The sequence below is a fragment of the Candidatus Thiodictyon syntrophicum genome, assembly GCF_002813775.1.
Taxonomy (GTDB): domain Bacteria; phylum Pseudomonadota; class Gammaproteobacteria; order Chromatiales; family Chromatiaceae; genus Thiodictyon; species Thiodictyon syntrophicum.
The window spans coordinates 675,749-695,928 of the sequence record NZ_CP020370.1 but is presented as its reverse complement, the minus strand read 5'-3'; the positions used below and the strand labels follow the sequence as shown (position 1 = coordinate 695,928).

The following is a 20,180-nucleotide window of genomic DNA, read 5'->3' as shown; positions in this document are numbered from 1 at the left end:
GTTCTGATCGCACCCGGCTTGGGGTATAAAGGAAACCGCCGTCGTTTTTTATGATACAATTACCGGCGCGTCCGCAGTCGGATTGCTCAGTCCATTGACATTCGTCTGATTTTTCGTCCATGCGGCGAGACCTCCGCGAGGTTGTGCCGTCAACCGCGCAACGGGGAGAACTGCCATGCCGTCTGATCTCACACAACCAAGTCACGCCGCTCGATCCTGTGACGTCCTGGTGATCGGCGGGGGGCCGGCCGGCGCCACCGCGGCCACCCTGCTGGCCGAGCAAGGCCATCGGGTCACCCTGCTGGAGCGGGCGCACCATCCCCGCTTCCACGTCGGCGAATCGCTGCTGCCGGCCAACCTGCCGTTATTCGACAGACTGGGCGTGCGTGCCGCGGTGGAGGCGATCGGCATGCCGAAATGGGGAGCGGAATTCATCTCCCCCTGGCACGACCACAGTCAGTCATTCGAGTTCGCCGAGGCCTGGGATAAATCGATGCCGCACGCCTACCAGGTGCGCCGTTCGCAGTTCGACGAGATCCTGATCCGCAATGCCGGGCGTAAGGGCGCCGATGTCATCGAAGGTTGTCGCGTCCGCAATGTGGAATTCCTCCCGCACGATGCAGGTGCCATGGTACGGGCGGAGCATGATGATGGCCGTACCGAGACCTGGCACTGCCGCTTCCTCATTGATGCATCCGGCCGCGACACCTTCCTCGGCAACCAATTAAAGGCCAAGCACCGCAACCCCAAGCACAACAGCTCATCGCTCTATGCTCACTTCAAGGGCGCGCAACGGCACGCGGGCCGCAAGGAGGGCCACATCACCATCTTCTGGTTTGCGCATGGGTGGTTCTGGTTCATTCCGCTCGCCGACGGCGCGACCAGCGTCGGGGTCGTCACCTGGCCCTATTACATGAAGACCCGCACCAAGCCGGTGCGCGAGTTCTTCCTGGATCTCATCCCCCTGTGCCCCGCCCTCGCGCAGCGGCTGCAGGGCGCCGAACTGGTGACGGGCGTCGAGGCCACGGGCAATTTTTCCTATACCTGCGACCGTACCCACGGCGCCAACTGGCTGCTGCTCGGCGATGCCTACGCCTTCATCGACCCGGTGTTCTCGTCCGGCGTCATGCTGGCCATGCAGAGCGCCTTCGCCGGCGCCGCGGCGGTGGATACCTGCCTGCGCGAACCGGCGCAGGCGGCCCAGGCCTTGCGGGCGTTCGATCGCGCCATCAAACACGGGCCCAAGGAATTCTCCTGGTTCATCTATCGTGTTACCAGCCCCACCATGCGCGACATGTTTATGGCACCGCGCAATGTTTTCCGGGTCAAGGAGGCGCTGCTGTCGGTCCTGGCCGGCGACATCTTCGGCACCACGCCGATCTGGCGTTCGGTCTTTGCGTTCAAGGTGATCTATTACCTGTCGGCCCTGTCGAACCTGAAGTCCACGCTCATGGCCTGGCAGCAGCGCAAGGTGAATGTGCGTTACGTCGAAGATACGCAAGAGATCGGCTGCCGATGACGCCTCCCGGGGATATTCTGCGGCTGGACTATCTCCCCGTTGCGCGGCTTGCGCAACCGGCCCGCGACGGCTGGCCCGACGCGCTCGGCGGCCTCTGCTTTTCCCACCCCGCCATTGCCGATGAGGCCGCGGGGTTGCCGCTCCTGGCGGTGGACATGCCCTTGTTGGAGGGGCAGGATGCCATCTGCGAGGTCTGGTCCACCGCGGAGGCACTGAGGTCCGGCCGGCATCAGGGCATCCATTACCGCGAGGGTGACACCTTGCTGTTCGGCTGTCTGACGCGCGACGAACCGACCAGGGTGACGCCCGGGGATGGTCGCGGGCCCCTGCAGGCCGCGACCCAAGCCGCCTACGAGTCGATTTTTGAACTGATCCAATCCCGCGGCTACCACGCCATCCTGCGCTTTTGGAACTATTTCCCCGGGGTCAACCGCGTCAGTCACCACCTGGAGCGTTATCGCCAGTTCAACATCGGCCGTCAGGACGCGTTCCTTTCACACGGCCGCAGCGTCATCGGCAACGTGCCGGCCGCCTGCGCGCTGGGCAGCGCCGGCGCGGCCCTTCAGGTCGCCTTCCTGGCTGCCCGCGCGGACCCGCTGGGCATTGAAAACCCTCGCCAGATCAGTGCCTACGACTACCCCAACCAATACGGCCCGCGCAGCCCTACGTTCTCGCGCGCGTCACTGGTCAACCTGCGTGGGCGCGACCTGCTGTTCATCTCCGGCACGGCCAGTATCGTCGGTCATCAGACCCTGCACGCGGGCGATGTGGACGCGCAGACACGCGAATCGCTCCATAACATCGCCGCCGTCGTCGCGGCAGCGAACCGCCGCGCCCCGGGCGCCGGATTCCGGCTCTGCAATCTCGCCTATAAGGTCTATATCCGCTACGCCGGAGACCTGGTCAGCGTGCGCCGCGCATTGCTGGAGTTCATCGGCGCCCCGGTAGCGGCCGTGTTCTTGCAGGCCGATGTCTGCCGCGCGGACCTGCTGGTCGAGATCGAGGCCTCCGGCGGTCATGCCATTGCCCCCGGCTAAGACCCGCAGCCGCGACCTGAGCGTATCGCCGGGATGGTGCCGGCGCGCCAGCCGGAGCGCGTACGAATACGTTGCGCTATGGTTCGGTCTGGGCCTGCTCGCCGCGCTGTCGCTGGCGTGGTCATTGCTGGCGATACCATTCTATGCGCTCTTGCCGAAGTCTTTGGCCAACCGGCTTGGCCGTTGGGCGATCACCGTCATGTGCCGCGCCTACCTCGGTATCCTGGGGTTGGTTGGTGCCTGCCGTTTCGATATCCAGGCCCTCGATGCCTTGCGCGGCGGGCCGCCGCTGGTGATCGCGCCCAACCACCCCGGCCTGCTCGATGCCCTGCTGGTGATGTCGCGGCTTTCCGACCTCGCCTGCATCATGAAGGTGGACATCGTCGACAACGTTTTCCTGGGTGCCAGCGCCCGGCTGGCCGGTTACATCCGCAACGATGCACCGCTGAGCATGATCAGGCAGGCCATCGCCGAGCTGAAAAACGGCAATCACCTGTTGCTGTTTCCTGAAGGCACCCGCACCACCCGCTGGCCCGTCAACGCCTGCACGCCGGTGGCCGCTCTCATCGCCGGGCGGGCCCGGGTGCCGATCCAGACGGTATTCATCGAGAGCGATTCGGCCTTCCTCGGCAAGGGCTGGCCATTGTGGCGCCGCCCTACGCTACCGATCACCTATCGCATCCGGCTGGGCCGCCGCTTCGCGCCCCCGCAACAGGCCGGTGAATTCACCGCGGAACTGGAGCGTTACTTCAGCGAGGAGTTGCGCAATAGCCCCCTGCCGCCTCCTGCCGGGCAGTCATGATACCGCCCGCCTCGACCGGTACCCATCTGGTGCTGATCCCCAGCTACGACTCCGGCGCCCTGGTCTATGACGTGGTACGCGCGGCCCGCCGGTACTGGACACCCGTGTGGGTGGTGGTGGACGGCAGCACTGACGGGACCGCTACGGGCCTCCAGGAAATGGCGGCCGGCGACCCCGGGCTGCGGGTGTTCGTGTTACCCGTCAACAGCGGCAAGGGCGCGGCGGTTCTGCATGGCCTGGAACTGGCCGCGAGTGCCGGCTTCACCCACGCCCTCACCATGGACGCGGACGGCCAGCATCCGGCCGCGGCCATCCCTGACTTCATGGCTACTTCCATGGGGACGCTGGACGCGATGGTGCTGGGTGTGCCGAGGTTCGACGCCGACGCACCGAAACTGCGGGTCCAGGGCCGCAAGGTATCGAACTGGTTTGCCAACCTGGAAACCCTGTGGCTGGGTATTGGCGACTCGCTCTACGGTTTCCGCGTCTATCCCATCGCACCCCTGTGTCGGGTGATGCACGCGCAGCGCTGGATGCGCCGCTTCGATTTCGATCCCGAGGCGGCGGTGCGCCTGTGCTGGTGCGGTGTAAGCCCCATCAACCGGCCCGCCCCAGTGAGCTATCTGCGCGCCGACCAGGGTGGCGTTTCTCACTTCAACTATCTGCGCGACAATGCCCTGCTGACCTGGATGCACACGCGGCTGCTGCTGGGTTTCCTGCGGCGCCTGCCCGCGCTCCTGCGGCGACGCTTGGGAATGGTTCACCGATAACTTACACAAGTCCACTGGGAATGCCTTTGGCATCGCGGTCGTTGTCGTTGTCGTTGTCGTTGTCGTAATCGTAATCGGATAAGCGATGCACTTCGAGGTCGGAGAGAATCCGGGGCGCTACGATAACCTCGACAACGACAACGACAACGACAACGACAACGAAAACGACCACCACCGTATTCGATGCTTAGCCGCCGTGACGGGGCTGGGCCGTATAAATGCCGATCCCCAAGCCCGGCAACCAGCGGCGCAGGCCCGGGGTGGTGATGACGGTACTGAAGATGGCCATCAGGACCAGCATGGTGAAGACCTGCTGGGAAATGACGCCCAAATCATAGCCGACGTTGATCACGATGAGTTCCATCAGGGCGCGGGTGTTCATCATGATGCCGAGCACCTTGCCCTCCAGATGCGAGAGCCCGGCCCAGCGCGCCGCGACATAGCTGCCGCCGAATTTGCCCAGGGTCGCCAGGGCGATCAGCAACAGGCACCAACCCCAAGCAGAAGCGGAATTCAGGCTTCCGATGTTGGTACGCAGACCGGTGTAGGTGAAGAAGATGGGCAGAAAGAAGACCATGACGAAGTGGCCGATGCGTTCCTTCCAGGCCGCGATCAGCTCATGCTCGTCATAGAGTATCACCCCCATCATGAAACCGCCGAAGATGGCGAAGATGCCGATCTGATAGGTGGTGATGGCGGAGATGAAGATGCCGGCCAGCAGGATACCAAGGAGATTATGGGTGAGCTTGCCGCGCCCGGCCTTCTCGCCCGTCGGCGCCGGTCCGGCCTGGCTGATGCGGATGAGGCGCTTCATCAGGGGGCGCACGCCGAACCACCAGGTCAAAAAATATCCCGCGACCAGCAGGACCTTGAGGCCGAAGTCAAGCGCGTTGAACTGGGCCAGCGAGAGCGCGGTGACCAGGGCGAGCAGCAGCCAGCCGACCACGTCGTTGATCGCGGCGGCGCTGATGGCGATGACGCCGATGGGCTGATGGGTGATCTTGAACTCGATCATCATGCGCCCGAGGATGGGCAGCGCGGTGATGGAGAAGGCGGTGGCAATAAAGAGCGCCGAGGCGACGGGGTCAACACCGGGTGACAGCAAGGGCGCCGTGGCGTACCCGAAGCCGAAGCCCAGGGCGAATGGCGCCACCATGCCGGCGGCGGCAATATAGGTGACGGCGCGGCGGTGCCGCCGGTCCAGCAGGTGCGCGAAGTCGAACTCCAGGCCAATCTGAAACATCAGCAAGATCAGTCCGATTTGCGACAACATCTGCATCGGAGCGGGCGCGGCCGAGCGAAAGACATAGGCGAAAAGGTCGGGCGCCAGCACGCCGAACAGGGACGGCCCGAGCAGGATGCCGACGATGATTTCCCCCACCGCGGGTGACTGCCCGAGGCGCTGCGCGACCCCTCCCCCCAGGCGGGCGGCCAGAATGATCACCGTCAATTGCAGCAGAGTGAAGAACAGCAGGGTCTCAGTCTGATGGACGGTCACGGCCGCGGCGGACGCCGTCATATCATGCCTCCATTTACCGAGATGACCGGACCGGTGATCCTAAGATCCACAGATGAACACAGATGAACACAGATTTTTTCCGAATTGTCATGCGCTTATCGCTATTGTCATGACACTGACCTAGTTGCCGACCGCGGCGCTTTCGCCCAGCCGGGCGATCAGCATGACGTTGGCGAACGGCAGCAGACCGTTCATGGGGGCGGTCTCGACCCGGAAGCCCAAGGCCTCCAGCGCCTGGATCCAATCCGGCAGGCGGCGGGGATACAAGCGCCGCCAGCCCAGCCCGCGGAACAGGGCGACCGCGCGATCGATCCAGTTGCTCAACTGGAACCGCAGACCGCCGCCGGCGTCTCCCACGCGCGTCAGGAAGAGGCCATTGGGCGGCAGGGCGGCCCTTACCCGGCGCAGGAGGTCGTCCTGCGACGGCCCATCGACGTAATGCGCAGCGTCCATGATGACCACGACATCCGCCTGGCCGAAATCCATCTGCCGCATATCACCCGCTTCGAAGCGGGCCCAGCTGCCGCAGGCACGCTGCGCGCGCTGCACATCGATCGTCAGGAGATCGATGCCGCGCAGCTCGGCGACCCGCGGGGGGGCCGGCCACTGCGCCGACCAATCGCCGGCATCATAGAGTTGCCGGGCGGCCAGCAGCCAGGCCGCCAGCAGGCCCTGACCGCAACCCAAATCGAGGATGCGGGCCGCGTCCGGGAAGAGCCCGCGTTCCAGCATACCAACGAACACCGGATCGCGACCGAGTTTGCCGCGGGCGAAATGGTAGGCAAACCTGCCTAGTGCCCGGTAAGGCTCGCTGGCCTGGTCGATGAGGCGTCTGCGTAGGGCCGCGGGGCTGACGATCATAGCGGGGGCCGCTCCAGGGCGGAACGCAGAGTGATGGGGGTGAGGCCGGCGGCGGCCGCTCGTTCCAGAACACGGGGCAGTGCGACCAGGATCACCGGCGCGCCCCCCGCGGTACGGGCCGCGTTGCCGTCATGCAGCAGCAGGATGTCGCCGGCGGCCAGACCAGTGGTCAAGCGACGGACCACGTCGTCACCGTCCCGGTTGCGGGTGTCATAGCCGCGGCGGGTCCAACTGGCCAGATAGAGGCCGTGGCGGGCCAGGATAGGTTCCAGGAAGGGGCTGCGCAGGCCGGCCGTGGGCCGAAAAAAAGACGGCCGCTGGCCGGTTATGGCGGCCAGGCTGTCCTGACCGGCCGCGATCTCGCGGGCCATACGGCGCGGCCCGAGGAGGGCGAACTGATGATAATGATGCTGGCCGTGGTTTTCGACGGCATGGCCCCGCCGCACGATCTCCCGGCACAGTTCGGGATAGCGCGCAGCCTTGGCGCCGATGCAAAAAAAGCTGGCGCGGGCGTCGAACCGCTCGAGCAGTTCGAGCACCGCCGGCGTCACCTCCGGGTCGGGGCCGTCATCGATGGTGAGCGCGATCTGCCCCGCCGCCGTCGGCAGTCGCACCCAGTTGGGGCCGAGGGCGCGACTGCGCGGCCAGAGACCGACCGCGGTCAGGGCCAGGTGGTTGGCGGCCACCCCACCCACCGCCCAGGGCCACCAGCCCGGCTGGATCGCAAGCAACCCCAAGGCCCCGAGGTGCAGCGCGACGCTCGCCTGCAAGAGCGGCGTGGGGCGCCATCGGCGGCGCGCGTGGGGCGGCGGCGGGACCCTCATGGGCGTCGCGTCAGGATGGCGGAGAAGACCAGGGCCAGCACCGCCCCCGGACCGACGGTGCAGCCGACCGCGTTGAGCACCGGCACGCTGGAGAAGGCCAGAATGCCGAAACCCGCTACGGTCGTGCCGACCGCGAGTACGAGTGAGGCCAGGACCCGCGGTGCCATGCCCCCCGCGACCGCCCCCTGGTCAAAAAACAGGGCGTAGTTGGAACCGACGGCCACCACCAGCAGCATGCCCACCAGGTGCAGGATAGTGAGTTGCTGACCGGCCAGGACCAGCCCGGCGATGGTCACGGCCACGGCGGCAACCAGCGGGGCGGCGATGCGCAACACGCGCACCGGCGAGCGGGTGGCAACCAACAGCAGGCCGAAGATCGCGGCCAGACCCGCCAGCGACAGCGCGATGGCCTCGCGCAGATAGCCCTCGTAGAGGTCGTCGCCCGCCCCCTTCAGATCAATGAAATAGACCCCTTCCAGTCCCGGCTGCGCCAGGGCCGGGCGCAGGTCCCGCGCGTCCAGGCGCTGCCCGGCCGCCACGCGCAGCGGCAGCAAGGCGCTCCAGCGCCCCTCCGACTGCATCAGCAAGGCATCCACCCCCTCTGCCAGGGAGGTCCCCTGAAGGTCTTCCGGGCGCAGGCTCGCCTGGACGCGGGCCTTCGCCACGTCCGCGAAGAACGGCTCGAAGCGCTCCGGGCGCAGCGGCAGTTCGGCAGTGGCGGCGCTGAAGCGTTGGCGCAGTTCGGCATCGGGCGGCAGGCTGGCCTGGCGCCGACGCTGGACCGCCTGACTGGGTAGATAGGTGGCGGGGCTCTCGAAACCGGCGATCAGGTCCGCGGCTTGCAGCCGGTGCAGGACGCTCGCCACTGCTTCACTGGTGGCGAGCGCCGCCTCGCGATCGGCCGCGGTCACGACCACCAGATAGCGCACGTCGGGGGCGCCCAGGTCGGAGCGCATGGCGAGGTCGAGGGCCTGGTCAGCGCCGGACACCGGGTTCAAGGCCGCCAGTTCCCGGTTCCACAGGTCGTCATGCCTCATCAGCAGCACGACGCAGGCGGCCGCGAAGAGGACCAGGACGGGTCCCCGCAAGCGGCCGGCCCAGGCAACCCAGACCTGCAGCCGACGACCGGAGGCGCTGACATCGCGCACGCGCAGGCCGCGCGGCAGGAGGGTCGGCAGGACGAAACGGGTCACCAGGGCGGCGGTGGTGAGGCCGGTGATCGCAAACAGGCCCAGTTGGGAGAGCCCGGGGAAGCTGGAAAAGAGCAGCGAGGCGAAACCGATGATGGAGGTCAACACGCCGATCCGGATGGTCGGCCAGAAGGCCGCGTTCCAGTCGCTTTGGGTGTTGCTGGTGGTGCCGTGCGTGCGTTCGGATTGAATGAGGAGGTAGGTGGAGTAGTCCACCGCCTCGCCGATGAGGGCGGTACCGAAGCCGAGGGTGAGGCCATGCACCATGCCGAAGCCGAGGCTGACCACCGCGACGGCGGCCAAGGCGCCCGACAGCACCGGCAACAATCCGAGCAGCAATGCCATCGGCGAACGGTAGACCAGGAGCAGCAGGCCGACGATGATCAGACTGCCGACCCCGGAGAGGGTTAAGACGTCGCGTCTGATGGTGGCGCGAGCCGTCACGGAGAAGGGGCCGGGACCGGTGAGTGCCGACGTCATCCCCGGCTCGGACACCGCCGCAAAGGCGGCCCGGATGGCCGTGACCGCCTTGGACTGTCCGTCCGTGTCCGCCCCGTCGGCACGGGTGCGGGCCAGCAGCAGGGCGCGCCGGCCGTCGCGGGAAGACCAGGCGCCAGCAAGTGTTTGCGGCCGCTGGCCGCTGCCCATGGCAGCCAGCAACCGGGCGAATTCTCCGGTGGGGTCGCGCGGCAGCAAGGTCTTGCTGAAGAGTCCGTCCGCCGCGGCCAGTGACTCGATGTTCTCCGCGATGCCTTGGCGCAGGCCTGCCACGGTGAATCGATCGGCATCCATTGCCGGGCTCAACAGATAGCGGTTCTCCAGCAGGACCTGGGCGTCCCGCTCAAGGCCCAGGGGCTCACCGTTGGCGATGTGCAGAAACTGCGCATCGGCGCGCAGGCGTGCGGCCAGTTCGCGCGAGACGCGCGCCCGCGCGGCCTGCTCGCCCCCCTCGATGCCGATCAGGATCAGGCGCGAGGCGATGCCCGAGCGAATCTGGTCGATGAGGAGTTGCTGTTCCTGGGTCGGGCTGCGCGGCAAAAAGGCGGACAGGTCGGCCGTAAAGTGCGTGCGCAGCACCACCCAGAGACACGCCAACAGCACGACCAGCCAGAGGCCGATCGCGACGCCGCCGCGTCGACTCATGGCGAACCCTTCTTACGGATGCTCATTACCGAACGATCGCCGTCCGTCAGTTGAATCTCGACCGTGCGTACCTCCTCCCGCGTCCCTTCCATGCGGATGCGGGCGACCACGCGCGTCATGCGGCCATCCAGCGGCGTCAGCACCAGCGTCCAGCGCTCACGGCTGCCTTCAAGGTCGAGCTGATAGACCCGCTCCAGTTCCTTGCGGTCACCGGCCAGCGTGGCGCGAATGCCCAGGATCATGCCTGCCACCTCGGGGTAATCCCTGAGTTGAAACACAGTCTTCTGGGCCCGTCGCTCGATGGTCAGGGTATCGCCATCCAGCACCATGGTCTCGACCTTGGGGGTGAGCGTACGCTTCTCCAGGCGGGCCGGGGGGACGAACAGCAGTTCGCCGGACGACTCCACCGGAAGGTCCAGCATGGAGATGTACTTGTGCTCAGTGAAGGAGGCCGTCCCATGCGTGGTGTCAGCCAATGCGGCCATGAGTTCGCCAACCGTGAACTGGGCAGCCCGCGCCGCTGGATTGAGCCCGAGCAGCAAGAGACCGATGCCGCACAGCAGGCCGCGCGCGCGGCGCGGCGAGGGCCGGGTCATCATGCCCGCCACGGCCAGGTTGGCGCGTTCGGGCCATCGCTTCCTTTGCGCCTGGCGCGCGCGATCGGGGAATGAACGGACGCGCCGGGGCAAACCGTGGGGGTGCTGCGGAAGGCGAGGATGCTGTCCATGATGCCGTGCTGCTCAAGATCGGGCAGCCGGCGCCGCCGCACGAGGTGCTCCACGACGAACATGAGTGCGATCAGGAGCGGTGACAGAAAATTGGCGAAGACCGACCAGACGGCGATGCCGGAAAATAGAAACAGCAGCGTGGACACCAGGCTGATACCCAGAAACAACAGCGTCCAGGCCAGCGTCACCTGGCGCGTGTAGCGGGCCACCTCCGGGCTCAGACTGCCGCGTAGCGCTTGCGCGAAACGGGTGCACAGGGGGGCCTGCCCGCGCCCAAGGGAGAGGCCAAAGGCCGCGCCGAGCAGGACATAGATGCCGGCGTGCTGGCTGAAATAGACCCAGCCGAAATGTTGCTCCAGCGTATCCCGGTAAAACCATAGCAGACAGCCGGCCGTGGCGCATAGCACCAGCATTGCGAACCGCCGCGGCGACCGCCACGCCAGCCACACGGCGATGACCAGAACGGGTGCCAGCGCGACGGTAAGGCCTAAGGCCGGAAAGCTGTTGGCCGCCGACGTCGCCGTGCTGTAATGCGCCAGTACCGGATAAGCGAATACGCCGATAGCGATGGCGCCGCGGCGGACCACACCGACCGGGGTAAGGCTCATTGAGTCCGGGCCAACAGCGTCAGCCCGCGCACTGCCGCGGGTTAGCGGTAGCCCGATTCGTTCGCATTGTGGATGATCCAGATCAGATGCCCGGAGGAGAAATCGCCGATCGAACCGCCGGCAAAGATCAGTCGCCCCTGGCCTTTGTAGACCGATTCATAGCGATGTTGGTCCGCGCCGAAATAGAAGGGGATGAAGGCCTTGCCCGTGATGTAGGCCCCCTGGTCCGTCGGCTGTCCGATCAGGTCGGTTACCTGCTTCATCGGCATGCCGATCTGCAACTTGGTGAACTTGCTGTTCGCCGCGGGTTTGCCTGAGATCTCGCCTTCCCAGCCGTCGATACCCTTGACCGCCCGGCCGGTCCCGGCCTCGACCTTGCTGGAATCGACCACCTCGCCGCTGCTGGTCGTTCCCGCCGCCGGTGTTGCTGCGTCCTGCCTGGCGGAATTGGATGCGCACCCGGTTAGGGCAGCGGCGAGTAGTACGGCGGAAGAGATTGCGAAAACGTTGATTTTATTGGCCACTTTTTCCTCGATTGATGACTGGCTAAGACCCGGCGCGCGCGGGGCCGGGAGTTCCGTACCAAGACTGTCATTACGTAGTGTACTCGATAATCTTCGCAGCCTAAACTCCCGCGAGGACGCCCGGCGCCGTCGCGTTCGCCCCGTGCAGCCAGTAATCACTGTTTGCGCAACTCGGGGCTGGAGTTGCGGCCCGCCCGGTCTTACAACAGCGGCCTTGGTCCAACCGCGCCACGACGGTTTTCATTTTGCCGCCCGCCTGTTAAAGTGTCGAACCAGCCGCGGCCACCGCCCCATGATGAGCGTTTCGTTCGCTCCTGAGCCCGTGACCGCAGGACGGCAGGCCGCGTTGAATGCGGCGTGCAGCGATCGTCGCCGCATGGCCCGCGCCCGGCGGGGTGTCCGCCCACGCAAGACCACGACGGACTGCGGCAGCATTCGCGGCAGGCCACTTTCCCTCTGGTGCTGACATGAGAATCACGCTCGTTCACCCGGCCGGATTCAATTTCGTCCCCGGGCAGCCGGACTTCTCGCTGCTGGCCAATCGCATGGCGCCGCTGGGCATCCTGCAATTGGCGGCGTGGCTGGAACAGCATGGACATCCATGCGCGGTGCACGATTGTCTCGGCCCCGGCGCGCCCGTATCGCTCGCCGCCACCGCCGCGGTGATATTGGCGACGAATCCGGACCTGGTGGGCTTTTCGGTCACGACCTCCGGTTTTATGGATGCCATCGAGATCGCCGCACGGATCAAGGCGCGCCGGCCTGCAGTCCGGGTCGTATTCGGCAATGTGCACGTTTCCGCGATTGGCGCGGCGCTGCTGCGACACTTCCCGGAAATCGACTACCTGTGCCTCGGTGAAGGCGAGGGTAAGATGCTAGACCTGGCCGAGAATCGGGACCCCCGGGAAATCGCCAATCTCTGCTGGCGCCGGGGCGAGGACATCGTTTCCAACCCACGCCGCCAACGCATCCTCGACCTCGACGACCTGCCTTTCCCCGCCTACGAAAAGCTCGCCGGTTTCCCCCGCGGCTACCACCTGCCGCTGTTTTCCTATGTCAAACGCTATGGCGCGACCATGGTCACTTCCCGCGGCTGCCCTTACACCTGTTCGTTCTGTGATCGCACGGTGTTCGAGCGACTGTACAAGACGAACTCCGCCGCTTACGTCTATGAGCACATGAAGTACCTGCGCGACCGTTTCGGCGTGCGCCACATCAATTTCTACGATGATCTTTTCACCGCCCAGCGGCAGCGTGTCACGCAGTTGTGTGAAATGCTGATCGCGCATCCGTTGGGCATGGATTTCAACTGTGCCGTGCGCACCGGCCACACCTCCGATGAACTGTTGCGCCTGCTCAAGCGCGCCGGCGCGCTGATGGTGTCCATGGGTATCGAGTCGGCCGATCCGGGCATGATGCAGCGGCACAAGGCCGGCGTCAGCCTGGACGGCGTGCGTAAGACGGTCGCGCAGATTCATGCCGCCGGGCTGCGGGCGAAGGGGCTCTTCATCTTCGGGCTGCCCGGCGAGACCCCGGACACGATCGCCGCCACCGGCGATTTCATTCACTCGCTCGAGCTCGACGAAATGAATATGAGCAAGTTCAGTCCCATGTACGGTGCGCCGATCTGGGACGAGTGTGTCGCCAACGAGTCGGGCGAGTTCAACGAGGACTGGCGGCTGATGAACTGTCTCAACTTCGTCTACCTGCCGAAAGGCTTTGAATCACGCGCGGAAATGGATGCACTGTATAACGCGCAAGTCCGGCGATTTTACGACAGCAAGGGCTACCGCCGACGCTTCGCGCGACGTCTTTGGCAACATCGCTGGAGCCTGTGGCATGTGCTGAAGAATCTGTCTAAGACAGTTCAGGCGGCACGCTATTTCAGCAGCAGTCAGGCCGACCTGGAACGGGGCGGGCAGGCCTTTGCACCCCATCCGCGACAGCCGCGCGGGCTGACGCCCAACCTGAGTCCGGAACTCGCGGTGGATGGAATCGCCGCGCTTGCGAGCGGCAAGGTATCACGCCGGGTGAAGCCCGATGCAGCGGCCGGCATGGGGACGGTAAGTAACGAGTCAAGAACAGGTTGAACACAGTCGTTGTCGTAGTCGTTGTCGTAGTCGTTGTCGTAATCGTAATCGGAGAAGCGATGCGCTTTGGAGTCCGAGGGAATTCCGGGCGCGACGATAACCTCGATTTCGACAACGACAACGACAACGACAACGAAACTAAACAGCGACAACTATCGCTATTCGGATATCGGCATGGTTCAAAAACGCGTCTTACTCCTTCGCTATTCGCAAACAGGTCAAACGCGCGCCGTCTCCGAGCGCATCGTTGCGCCGCTGCGACAGGCTGGAATCCTGGTTGACTGTATTGACATCGCGCCCCGCCAACCCTATCCTTTCCCCTGGCCGTTCTTAAAATTTCTGGAGATCTTCCCGGAAGCTGTTCAGGGTATTGGGCCGATCCTCGATCCCATCGAATCGCCCGGCGCCGCCGACCATGCCTTGGTGATTTTGGCCTATCCCGTATGGTACCTGGCCCCGGCCCTGCCGATTGCGAGCTTCTTGAATAGCCCCCAGGCGCACGCCTTGCTTTTCGGCAAGCCGGTCATCACGGTGGTCACTGCACGCAACATGTGGGTGACGGCGCAACAGTCAGTCGCCCAAAAGCTCAGCGGCCTGGGGGCGCACTTGCTGGACCATATCGCGTTGGTGGACCCCGCGCCCCCACTGGTGACCTTTATCACCACGCTGCGCTGGGTGCTGTCGGGCAAGCGGCAGCAGCAGCCGTTGGGCTTGCCCGACGCGGGCCTGGCCGCGGCACAGATCGCCCGGTGCCGACGCTTCGGTTTGGCCTTGGTGCAGGCCTTGGCTGCCGATCAAGAGCGGTGCGGCGCGGCCCTGTTGCGCGGCCTGGAGGCGTGCCATGTCGATCCAGCCTTGGCGGTGAGCGAGAGAGTCGGCTTTCGGAGCTTTTACCTCTGGTCGTTACTGCTGCGCCGGATCGGGCCTCAAGGCAGTTCGGCCAGGCGTCTGGGGGTACTGGTCTATCTGTGCATCCTGATCGCCCTGATCTGCACCCTGGTGCCCATCACCCTGGTGCTGCGAAAATTGGCCTTCGCCCTGAGCCCCGCCCGCGCCCGGGCCAGGCAGGCGGCCCTGGAGTTGCCCTCAGGCAATGGTTCGGAGCGTATGCCCGAGTTTGCACCATGAGCCGGGCGGTCTACATCACGGCCAGCGCTGCGTTCTTACCCAATGCGCCGGTTGACAATACCCGGATCGAATTGGTATTGGGCCAAGTGGGGCCGCGGCCCTCGCGCGCCAAGCGCATCGTGCTCAAGAGCAACGGCATCAAGCTGCGCCATTATGCGCTGGATGGCGCGACCAGAGTCGCAACCCACAGCAATGCCGAGATGACCGCCGCCGCCGTCCAGGCCCTGTTTGCGCCGGGCGAGGTGCAAACGACCGCCCTGGTCTGCGGCACCTCGACCCCCGACCAAACCATGCCCAATCACGCGGTGATGGTGCACGGTGAACTCGGCGTCCCGATCCGCGAAGTGGTGGCCACCAGCGGCATTTGCCTGTCGGGATTGAGCGCCCTGAAGTTCGCCTATTTGGGCGTGACGGCAGGGGACTACGACAGTGCCGTCGCCACCGGCTCGGACCTGCCGTCCGCGCTGTTGCGCGCCGAGTCCTTTGCGCCCGAATCCGCGGCCCAGTTGCGCCAATTGCAGGAACACCGGGAACTTGCCTTTGAGAAGGATTTCCTGCGCTGGATGCTTTCCGACGGTGCCGGTGCCTTGCTGTTGGAGCCGCGGGCGCGGTTGCCGTCCCTGGCGCTGCGGATCGATTGGATCGATTTGTTCTCTGCCGCCGATGTGTTGCCGACCTGCATGTATGCCGGCGCGCAGGAATGCCAGGGGCGGATCGTCGGCTGGATGCAGTTGGACGCCCAAGCGCGTGCGGCGGCCCCGGTGATGGCGATCAAGCAAGATGTGCGTCTGCTCAATGACAATGTGGTACGCGCCTGTTTCGAGAACCCGTTGCGCGACCTGATGGCACGGCGTAACCTGGTCCAGGGTCCGATCGACTGGTTCCTGCCGCACATGTCGTCCATGTACTTCGCGCCGGCCCTGGCGGCCGTGGTCAAGTCCTTGGCGCTGCCGATTGCCGACACGGCCTGGTTCACCAATCTGTGCCGCTGCGGCAACACCGGTGCGGCGTCCATCTACATAATGCTCGACGAGTTGCTGCACAGCGGGCGCCTGAAACAGGGACAAACCATCCTGTGCATGGTGCCCGAGAGTGGGCGTTTCAGCAGCGGCTTCATGCATTTGACGGTCTGCCAAGGTTAGGCCCGGCGAATGAGATACAAATCTTGAAGTCCTTTTCCAGGTGACGACTCAAGCTCAGGTCGAGCATAGTCGTTGTCGTTGTCGTAATCGTAATCGTAATCGGAGAAGCGATGCCCTTTGGGCTTCGAGAAAGTCCGGGGCGTTACGATAACATCGATTACGACAACGACAACGACAACGAAAATGCCGCGACCGGCAATCCCTAATGTAAACGTAATTGGCTACCGTCATGCGCACGACCGATTTGGAAACCCACGACAGTACGCTTCTCTCCGGGCAACGGCGAGTGGTGTATGCGCTCAACGACGCCGGGCAATACCAGGGGGTGCACTCGGCCGGGTGGGAACCCGAAGAGCAGGCTGGCCTGGACGAGGTGGACTGGTTCGATCACCTGCGCACCGAGTGCCGGGCGCGCATCAAGCAGGGTCTGGACTCCCCCTTGCGCTACCATATGTACCGGTTGCGGCTCGATGAGTCCTTGTTGGCGGAGGCCGTCGGCCTGTGGTCTTGGCGGGTCAGGCGGCATCTCGAACCCAAGGGCTTTGCCGCCTTGAGCCCGGCCTTGCGTGAGCGCTATGCACGGGTACTGGGAATGGCGGCGCAGGACCTGGATCGCTGTGATTGACTTCCAGCACCGCCAGGGCTCGCACTGCGAAAGCACGGCCGCCGCCAGTCTGTTGGCACATCATGGCTGGCCCTTGTCCGAGGCCATGTGCTTCGGCCTGGCCTCGGGCTTGAGCTTTTCCTACCTGCCGTTTGTGAAAATCTATGGCATGCCCTTGGTGGCCTACCGGGCGCTGCCCGGGCGCATCATCGCGCGCCTGCGGCGGCGCCTGAAGCTGCCGTTGCGAATGCAGCAATTCACCGACAGTACGGCCGGGCAGGTCAGGCTCGATGCGCTGCTGGCCCAGGGCCAGCCCGTCGGTTTGCAGGCCTGTATCTATTGGCTGCCCTACATCCCGGAGAATCTGCGCTTTCACTTCAACGCCCATAACCTGATCATTTATGGGCAACAGGGCGACAGTTACGCCGTGAGTGATTCGGTGCTGGAAGGAACTCACCGTATCGCGCGCGATGATCTGCAGCGCGCGCGCTTTGTGCGCGGCAAGCTGGCGCCGAAAGGGCGCCTGTTTTATTTCTCACAAGACGTGGCCGCCCAGGATATTCGCGGCCAGATCGGCCCCGCGATAAAGCAGGTGGCCAGGGAAATGCTGCAGCCGGCCCTGCCGTGGATCGGGGTCAAAGGCATTCGCTTCTTGGGCAAGCAACTTGGGCAACTCGACGCGGGCCTCCCGACCCGTGAGACGACCCGCTTGCTGCTGCACATTGTGCGCATGCAAGAGGTGATCGGCACGGGCGGTGCGGGATTTCGCTTTTTGTACGCGGCGTTCTTGCAGGAATCGGCGCAGTTACTGCAGAGTGAGCCGCTGGCACACAAGGCCATCGCGTTAACGGAGATTGGTGATGCCTGGCGCCAATTTGCCGTGGAGTTGGCGCGGATGGCCAAGGGTCGTGAGCCCTTGTCGCCGCGGCTCCTGCAAGCCACGGCCGAGGCGCTGGCGGCCCGGGAGACGGAGTTCTTCAGGTCGCTGTCAGCGCTGCGCACGCAGTTGCCAGGCGGCTAGACACAACAGGGCGATGCCAAAGACGGACAGCCGGGCGGCGTCACCGAGCCACTGCGACCACTGTTGTTCGCCCAGGAAAATGCGGGCCAAGCCGTCATTGGCCCAGCCCAGCGGTGACAGTGCAGTCATGGTTTGCAGCGACAACGGCATCACGGCCTTGGGCACCATGATGCCGCCGATGGCCGCCAGCATCACATTCAGCGCGCCGCCAATCAGATTGGCCTGCTCGACACTGTGGGCCCAGGCCGAGAGGGCCAGCGCCAAGCCCAAGGCCGCCAGGCTGGTGGCCGCCGTCATCAGCCCCAGGGCGAGCCAGTCGAAGTGCAGTGACAGGGCCTGCAGGCCCAATTGCGGGACCAGGAACACCCCGACCAGCAGCATGACCAGCACCTGCACGGCATTCACGCCGCCAAAACACAGCGCCTTGGCCAGGATCACCGAGCCGTTGCCAACCCCCATGGTCTGCAGGCGGCTCAAGGTGCCGAGTCGGCGTTCCTGGACGAAGACCGCCGAGAGCGGCAGCACGATGAAAAAGATGCCAAAGGCGAGCCACGCCGGCAGTACCCGCTGGACGGCGCCAAAGCGCGTGTGACCCTTGACCTCGTAGAGGCTCTTGATGTCGATCTGGGGTCTTATCAGCGTCGGATCGAGCATGCTTGACGGCATCAGGGCGCGCGCCAGCGGATCGGCATCGGCGAGCAACAGGCCGGGCAACTGCCGCCCCCAACTCTGTTCAATCCGGCTGCGCAGGGCGTTGACCACCGGCACCGGCGTCATGTCGTCAACCAGGAGGTCGACGCACAACGGCGCGATGTCTTGCGCGTCCGTCGTCGCGGGGCTGCTCAGGACAATCCCGATACCGATATCCTTGGTTTGCAGCGCGGTCAGCAACGCGGCCTGATCGGTGAAGACACGCCCGCTCAACTCGGCCTGCAGGCGTTTGGCCAACTGGCGGTGACCAAGGGCGGCGGGTGCCTGGTTGATGATTCCGATGGCGGGCAGTTGCGGCTGATGGTCGTAGGACATGGCCTCTTGCATGACCAGACTCATGATCAGGATAAAGAGGGCAGGCATAATGAAGAGGGCGGCAAGGCCATGTCGGTCGTGCCGCAGGCAGCGCCAGTCCTTGATCAGCAATGACCAAACCACCTGCGGCTTGAAGATGCTGCCTCGGAGCGATGGCGTCCGGTCGATACCGGTCGATTCATTCATGCGGCGACCTCAGCGGCCGGGACCGAGTCCAGGTACCGTTTGGTGTGACGGATATAAAACTCCTCCAGGCTCGTGTAGTCATGCAACAGGGTGTGCATGGCCAGGTCCGCGAGCACCAGTCCATTTTGCAATAACACCACCTGGGTACAGAGTTGCGAGACCTCTTCCAATTGGTGGGAGGCGAAGACCACCGTAACCCCCTGCGCCGCGAGCGCACCGATCTGTTGCAGAATCGCTTGACGCGACACCGGGTCGATGCCGACCGTAGGCTCGTCGAGCAGCACCAGTTCAGGCTGGTTCAACAGGCCGATCGCCAGGTTCAAGCGCCGTCGCACCCCGCCGGAACACGCCTGCACCCGGCGCCGCAAGTGCGTGGCGTCGAGCTGACAAAAGGCCGCCGCCTGCGCAATCCGCGCCCGGCACTCGTGCCGGGGCAGGTCCAATACCCCCGCGAAGCAACTTAAGTTCTCCGCGCAGGTCAGGCTCGGGTAAAAGGCATACTCTTGCGGGACCAGACTCACGCGCGTGCAGCGGGGCCGAATCAAGCGCCCGCTGGTGGGCTGCAATTGCCCGCAGATCAGACCCATCACGGTTGACTTACCCGCCCCGTTGGGACCCAGCAAACCCTGTACCGCACCCTTGGGAATGGTGAAGCTGACCGCGTCCAAGGCGCAACCCGGCGCCTTTGGGTACCGGTAACTGACACGCTCAAAGGTCAACATGGCATTTCGAGATCGGCGGTAAGAAAGGAAAAGTGATGAGTCAAGAAGAAGTTAAACGCAAACACAATCGTTGTCGTTGTCGTTGTCGTTGTCGTAATCGGATAAGCGATGCAACTTGGGGTGCGAGAGAATCCGGGCCACTACGATAACCTCGATTAGGACAACGACAACGACAACGACGCCAATCGCATTATCTATTGGGCTTGTTTAACGTATCAGTGAGCCGTTCCTAAGCGCCTGGGGCACAAAGGATCCTCAGACTGCCGCGGCAATGGCGCGAGGGCATGGGCGGATGGTACGCCGACAGCGCTCGGTTCTGCCAGGGTGCCTTGATCATCGCTCCGGCCAGTGGCGGTCCGTCCACAACCGGAGGTCGAGGCTTCAGCCGGTGGCGGATCCCGAGATATCCAAGCGAAATCAGTGGCGCCTGCATGCTGGACCGGCTAAAGCCTCGACCTCCAGTGGCCGGAAGGACGATCAGGGCCGCGCCGTGCCAGGGTGCCGCGCGAAAGTCTTTCCCTAACAAGGGGCTGGCGCCAGGAACGGGCCGCGCGCCGCTGGCTGCGCGGAGCGCCGCGAGCCCCTCCTCGGGGCTCCCCGTGACGACCGGACACCCCAGCGCGAGCGGGAAACGCCGGGGCGAGGGGCCCCCGGCGCCCGCCCGCGGCGCGTCCAACGCTTGACACCTGAGCTTTTGGCCCTACTATTAGCACTCGCTGGTGGAGAGTGCTAACAG

General features: G+C 64.8%; 18 protein-coding genes. 9 read left to right on the top strand and 9 right to left on the bottom strand.

Annotated features, from left to right (window positions below):
* Nucleotides 1-175 precede the first annotated feature (175 nt).
* Genes THSYN_RS03005 through THSYN_RS02990 form a run of 4 tightly spaced genes read left to right on the top strand, consistent with a single transcriptional unit; the run spans nucleotide 176 to nucleotide 4,128 of the window.
* On the top strand, nucleotides 176-1,519 hold the full coding sequence (locus THSYN_RS03005) for an NAD(P)/FAD-dependent oxidoreductase (RefSeq protein ID WP_100917837.1): 1,344 nt from the start codon (nucleotides 176-178) through the stop codon (nucleotides 1,517-1,519).
* Entirely contained in the window at nucleotides 1,516-2,556 is a 1,041-nt protein-coding gene (locus THSYN_RS03000; protein WP_100917836.1) for a chorismate transformation FkbO/Hyg5 family protein, read from the top strand. The genes THSYN_RS03005 and THSYN_RS03000 overlap by 4 nt, the downstream gene beginning before the upstream one ends.
* The gene (locus tag THSYN_RS02995) at nucleotides 2,537-3,358 is read left to right on the top strand and encodes a lysophospholipid acyltransferase family protein (RefSeq protein ID WP_100917835.1); all 822 of its coding nucleotides are present in this window, start codon (nucleotides 2,537-2,539) and stop codon (nucleotides 3,356-3,358) included. The genes THSYN_RS03000 and THSYN_RS02995 overlap by 20 nt, the downstream gene beginning before the upstream one ends.
* A complete protein-coding gene (locus THSYN_RS02990) occupies nucleotides 3,355-4,128 on the top strand; it encodes a glycosyltransferase family 2 protein (RefSeq protein ID WP_100917834.1) in 774 nt (257 codons plus the stop codon). The genes THSYN_RS02995 and THSYN_RS02990 overlap by 4 nt, the downstream gene beginning before the upstream one ends.
* Nucleotides 4,129-4,315: 187 nt before the next feature.
* Here the strand turns inward: THSYN_RS02990 and THSYN_RS02985 are convergent, their stop codons facing one another.
* From THSYN_RS02985 to THSYN_RS02955, 7 genes are all read right to left on the bottom strand, one after another.
* Entirely contained in the window at nucleotides 4,316-5,647 is a 1,332-nt protein-coding gene (locus tag THSYN_RS02985) for a cation:proton antiporter (RefSeq protein WP_100917833.1), read from the bottom strand.
* A 120-nt stretch (nucleotides 5,648-5,767) separates the two neighbouring features.
* Nucleotides 5,768-6,508 carry a class I SAM-dependent methyltransferase gene (locus tag THSYN_RS02980; protein ID WP_100917832.1) on the bottom strand — a complete coding sequence of 247 codons (741 nt, stop codon included), beginning with the start codon at nucleotides 6,506-6,508 and terminating at the stop codon, nucleotides 5,768-5,770.
* The gene (locus THSYN_RS02975) at nucleotides 6,505-7,332 is read right to left on the bottom strand and encodes a polysaccharide deacetylase family protein (protein ID WP_100917831.1); all 828 of its coding nucleotides are present in this window, start codon (nucleotides 7,330-7,332) and stop codon (nucleotides 6,505-6,507) included. Before THSYN_RS02975 ends, THSYN_RS02980 begins: the two co-directional genes overlap by 4 nt.
* A complete protein-coding gene (locus THSYN_RS02970) occupies nucleotides 7,329-9,665 on the bottom strand; it encodes an MMPL family transporter (protein WP_100917830.1) in 2,337 nt (778 codons plus the stop codon). Before THSYN_RS02970 ends, THSYN_RS02975 begins: the two co-directional genes overlap by 4 nt.
* A complete protein-coding gene (locus THSYN_RS02965) occupies nucleotides 9,662-10,264 on the bottom strand; it encodes an outer membrane lipoprotein carrier protein LolA (RefSeq protein ID WP_236848780.1) in 603 nt (200 codons plus the stop codon). Before THSYN_RS02965 ends, THSYN_RS02970 begins: the two co-directional genes overlap by 4 nt.
* Complete coding sequence (locus THSYN_RS02960; RefSeq protein WP_216644666.1) at nucleotides 10,261-11,001, bottom strand: COG4648 family protein; 741 nt, start codon at nucleotides 10,999-11,001, stop codon at nucleotides 10,261-10,263. The genes THSYN_RS02965 and THSYN_RS02960 overlap by 4 nt, the downstream gene beginning before the upstream one ends.
* 41 nt (nucleotides 11,002-11,042) lie before the next feature.
* The gene (locus THSYN_RS02955) at nucleotides 11,043-11,393 is read right to left on the bottom strand and encodes a hypothetical protein (protein WP_236848779.1); all 351 of its coding nucleotides are present in this window, start codon (nucleotides 11,391-11,393) and stop codon (nucleotides 11,043-11,045) included.
* A gap of 599 nt (nucleotides 11,394-11,992) precedes the next feature.
* On the opposite strand from THSYN_RS02955, the gene THSYN_RS02950 reads away from it, so the two are divergent.
* The 5 genes from THSYN_RS02950 (at nucleotide 11,993) to darH (ending at nucleotide 17,510) form a co-directional block, all read left to right on the top strand.
* The gene (locus tag THSYN_RS02950; protein ID WP_100917828.1) at nucleotides 11,993-13,615 is read left to right on the top strand and encodes a B12-binding domain-containing radical SAM protein; all 1,623 of its coding nucleotides are present in this window, start codon (nucleotides 11,993-11,995) and stop codon (nucleotides 13,613-13,615) included.
* A 429-nt stretch (nucleotides 13,616-14,044) separates the two neighbouring features.
* A complete protein-coding gene (locus THSYN_RS02945; RefSeq protein ID WP_157817417.1) occupies nucleotides 14,045-14,743 on the top strand; it encodes a dialkylrecorsinol condensing enzyme in 699 nt (232 codons plus the stop codon).
* A complete protein-coding gene (locus THSYN_RS02940) occupies nucleotides 14,740-15,885 on the top strand; it encodes a beta-ketoacyl-ACP synthase III (protein ID WP_100917826.1) in 1,146 nt (381 codons plus the stop codon). Before THSYN_RS02945 ends, THSYN_RS02940 begins: the two co-directional genes overlap by 4 nt.
* A 229-nt stretch (nucleotides 15,886-16,114) precedes the next feature.
* Complete coding sequence (locus THSYN_RS33355) at nucleotides 16,115-16,510, top strand: DarG family dialkylresorcinol biosynthesis protein (protein ID WP_157817416.1); 396 nt, start codon at nucleotides 16,115-16,117, stop codon at nucleotides 16,508-16,510.
* Nucleotides 16,503-17,510 (top strand): BtrH-related acyltransferase DarH, encoded by a 1,008-nt coding sequence (darH, locus tag THSYN_RS02930; RefSeq protein ID WP_216644665.1) that lies wholly within the window; start codon nucleotides 16,503-16,505, stop codon nucleotides 17,508-17,510. Before THSYN_RS33355 ends, darH begins: the two co-directional genes overlap by 8 nt.
* Here darH and THSYN_RS02925 read toward each other — a convergent pair.
* Both THSYN_RS02925 and THSYN_RS02920 read right to left on the bottom strand, forming a co-directional pair.
* A complete protein-coding gene (locus THSYN_RS02925) occupies nucleotides 17,478-18,722 on the bottom strand; it encodes an ABC transporter permease (protein ID WP_100917824.1) in 1,245 nt (414 codons plus the stop codon). The genes darH and THSYN_RS02925 overlap by 33 nt on opposite strands.
* Nucleotides 18,719-19,444, bottom strand: coding sequence for an ABC transporter ATP-binding protein (locus tag THSYN_RS02920; RefSeq protein ID WP_100917823.1), 726 nt, complete (start codon nucleotides 19,442-19,444; stop codon nucleotides 18,719-18,721). The genes THSYN_RS02925 and THSYN_RS02920 overlap by 4 nt, the downstream gene beginning before the upstream one ends.
* Nucleotides 19,445-20,180: the final 736 nt, after the last annotated feature.

Excerpts from the sequence above, each read along its gene's own strand:
- THSYN_RS02975 (WP_100917831.1), bottom strand. The coding sequence starts at position 7,332 with ATGAGGGTCCCGCCGCCGCCCCACGCGCGCCGCCGATGGCGCCCCACG.
- THSYN_RS02925 (WP_100917824.1), bottom strand. The coding sequence starts at position 18,722 with ATGAATGAATCGACCGGTATCGACCGGACGCCATCGCTCCGAGGCAGC.
- THSYN_RS03000 (WP_100917836.1), top strand. The coding sequence starts at position 1,516 with ATGACGCCTCCCGGGGATATTCTGCGGCTGGACTATCTCCCCGTTGCG.
- THSYN_RS02920 (WP_100917823.1), bottom strand. The coding sequence starts at position 19,444 with ATGTTGACCTTTGAGCGTGTCAGTTACCGGTACCCAAAGGCGCCGGGT.
- THSYN_RS02980 (WP_100917832.1), bottom strand. The coding sequence starts at position 6,508 with ATGATCGTCAGCCCCGCGGCCCTACGCAGACGCCTCATCGACCAGGCC.
- THSYN_RS33355 (WP_157817416.1), top strand. The coding sequence starts at position 16,115 with ATGCGCACGACCGATTTGGAAACCCACGACAGTACGCTTCTCTCCGGG.
- THSYN_RS02990 (WP_100917834.1), top strand. The coding sequence starts at position 3,355 with ATGATACCGCCCGCCTCGACCGGTACCCATCTGGTGCTGATCCCCAGC.
- THSYN_RS02950 (WP_100917828.1), top strand. The coding sequence starts at position 11,993 with ATGAGAATCACGCTCGTTCACCCGGCCGGATTCAATTTCGTCCCCGGG.
- THSYN_RS02965 (WP_236848780.1), bottom strand. The coding sequence starts at position 10,264 with ATGATGACCCGGCCCTCGCCGCGCCGCGCGCGCGGCCTGCTGTGCGGC.
- THSYN_RS03005 (WP_100917837.1), top strand. The coding sequence starts at position 176 with ATGCCGTCTGATCTCACACAACCAAGTCACGCCGCTCGATCCTGTGAC.
- THSYN_RS02995 (WP_100917835.1), top strand. The coding sequence starts at position 2,537 with ATGCCATTGCCCCCGGCTAAGACCCGCAGCCGCGACCTGAGCGTATCG.
- THSYN_RS02970 (WP_100917830.1), bottom strand. The coding sequence starts at position 9,665 with ATGAGTCGACGCGGCGGCGTCGCGATCGGCCTCTGGCTGGTCGTGCTG.
- THSYN_RS02940 (WP_100917826.1), top strand. The coding sequence starts at position 14,740 with ATGAGCCGGGCGGTCTACATCACGGCCAGCGCTGCGTTCTTACCCAAT.
- THSYN_RS02985 (WP_100917833.1), bottom strand. The coding sequence starts at position 5,647 with ATGACGGCGTCCGCCGCGGCCGTGACCGTCCATCAGACTGAGACCCTG.
- THSYN_RS02960 (WP_216644666.1), bottom strand. The coding sequence starts at position 11,001 with ATGAGCCTTACCCCGGTCGGTGTGGTCCGCCGCGGCGCCATCGCTATC.